The organism is Mycobacteriales bacterium (genome assembly GCA_036497565.1).
Classification (GTDB): Bacteria; Actinomycetota; Actinomycetes; order Mycobacteriales; family QHCD01; genus DASXJE01.
Map to the genome: position 1 here is coordinate 1 of DASXJE010000127.1, position 2,015 is coordinate 2,015.

3 protein-coding genes are annotated in these 2,015 nt (G+C 67.3%); 2 read left to right on the forward strand and 1 reads right to left on the reverse strand.

Going from position 1 to position 2,015, the window contains the following annotated elements; genetic code table 11:
• Positions 1 to 128 precede the first annotated feature (128 nt).
• On the reverse strand, positions 129 to 581 hold the full coding sequence (locus VGH85_11205; GenBank protein ID HEY2174368.1) for a nitroreductase family deazaflavin-dependent oxidoreductase: 453 nt from the start codon (positions 579 to 581) through the stop codon (positions 129 to 131).
• 155 nt (positions 582 to 736) lie between these two features.
• Between VGH85_11205 and VGH85_11210 the strand changes: the two genes are divergently transcribed.
• Both VGH85_11210 and VGH85_11215 read left to right on the forward strand, forming a co-directional pair.
• Positions 737 to 1,537 (forward strand): TetR/AcrR family transcriptional regulator, encoded by an 801-nt coding sequence (locus tag VGH85_11210; protein ID HEY2174369.1) that lies wholly within the window; start codon positions 737 to 739, stop codon positions 1,535 to 1,537.
• 165 nt (positions 1,538 to 1,702) lie between these two features.
• Positions 1,703 to 1,966 (forward strand): hypothetical protein, encoded by a 264-nt coding sequence (locus VGH85_11215; GenBank protein HEY2174370.1) that lies wholly within the window; start codon positions 1,703 to 1,705, stop codon positions 1,964 to 1,966.
• The last annotated feature ends 49 nt before the right edge of the window (positions 1,967 to 2,015 follow it).

The window sequence follows — 2,015 nt, forward strand, 5'->3', positions numbered from 1 at the left end:
GGGAACGCCGGGCATCTCAGGCACGGCCAAACTCCACCACGGCCCGGCCCCGCCCGCAAATAGGCGAACATCGAAGCCGCCGCAGTCGGCGAAAACACGCTGATGACAAGAGAAGAAAGCCGACCGGCCTATCTAGTTACAATCCGGAAAATGGGATATCCGGGCGCAATACGGCGCAGTGTCTCTTCCGATGCCTTCGAGTCGACCCCTTCGAAGAAGACGCCAACCTCCCACTTCCACCGCTTGAGGTAGGCGCGCAGGATCGCCGGCTTGTCGTCGTCACCGACCTCGGTGGCGGTGAACCGCTCCGTCTTGCGGCCGATGCGCAGTTCGCCCTCGCCGTTCGCGGCGCGCAGGTTGCGGACCCACTGGGTGTTGCCGCGCGGCGCGACCAGGTAGCGGTCGCCGCCGACGGTCAGCGGGTTGACCGGGTTGCTGCGCCACTCGCCAGACTTGCGGCCCCGCACGTATAGCACGCGGGAGCCGTAGACGCTGATGCCGAGCTTGGTAAGCCGGCCGACGCTGTTGTTGAAGAAGTTCGAGGTGCTCTTGGGGGTGACGTAACGCGGTTCGGTGGTCATGGCTTCCTCCGTCACGGTTCTCCGGGATCGGGACGCTCTCCGGTCCGGGCTTTCCGAGAGCGCTGCTCTCGACTAAGATCAGTGAACATCATGCGAGAGCCCGCTGTCAAGAACAGTGCTCTCGGTTTTGACTGCCGATCTCGAAGGAGGGTGTCATGACACCGCCGAACGCCGGCCGCACCGCTCGGGAGCGAGCTCGCGCCGAGCTCACGCGAGAAATCAAGGAGGAGGCGCGACGGCAGCTCGTGACCTCCGGCGCGGACGGGCTGTCGCTGCGCGCGGTGGCGCGGGAACTCGGCATGGTGTCCTCGGCGCTGTACCGGTACTTCCCGAGCCGGGACGACCTGCTCACCGCGCTGATCATCGACGCCTACGACGCGATCGGGTCGGCGGTGGAGGAAGCGATCGCCGCGGTATCGCCCGCTGCGGTGCCGCCGGACGTGGCGCGGGGCGGAATCGTGCGTGAGCGGTGGCTGGCTGGGTGCCGCGCGGTGCGGTCGTGGGCGCTGGTGCATCCGCACGAGTACGCGCTGATCTACGGCTCGCCGGTGCCCGGCTACCGAGCGCCGGAGGCGACCATCGGTCCGGCGTCCCGGGTGCCGGTCGCGCTGGTGAGGACACTGCGCGACGCGGCGGCGTCCGGCATGCTGGCCAGCGGGGCTCCGCAAACGCTACCGGAGCAGCTCGCGGACCAGACCGCCCTCATGGCGGCGGCTCTCGCCGCGGCCGACGGGGAGACCAGCCTCGCCGTGCCCGCGGACGCGCTAGTCCGGGCCGTGATCGCGTGGACGCAGCTATTCGGGATGGTGAGCTTCGAGCTGTTCGGCCAGTTCGTGAACTCCTTCGAGCCGACGGACGCGCTTTTCGAGTACGCGATCGGCGAGATGGCCGCATTTGTATTGGGCATCCCGGCCGGAAACTCCGGAATCGCCGCACGTTCCCTGCACGTTCGGTAGCCCTGGATGAATTTCTTCGGGTAAATCTCTAAAATCACTCAATTTTTATTCATTTCCGGCTCTGCCAGTCGTATATTCCGACGAGGAGGCGAGGCCGGAGCCTGGACCCTGCCCGCCCCCGTTCTCTCGCGTGTACATTTCATGATCGTTGCCGGGAGGTCCGACTTGGCGATTGAGGTGAGCCGGCGCCAGCTGATGGCGTCAGCGGGTGGGGTGGTGCTGGGATCGTTCGCCCTCCCGCCCGTGTCCGCCGACGGCAAGACCGCCTACGTGGCCAACCCGGACTCCGACTCGGTGTCCGTGATCGACACCACGAGCGACAAGGTCGCGGACACGATCGCGGTCACCGGCGACCCGGACACCCTGGCGCTGACCCCGGACGGCTCCCAGCTGTGGGTTGGCCAGCGCTCCCCGGCATCGCCCTCGTGAGCACCCCGACCCCGGGATCATAACCCCGGTCTGTGCGACCGGCGGGCGG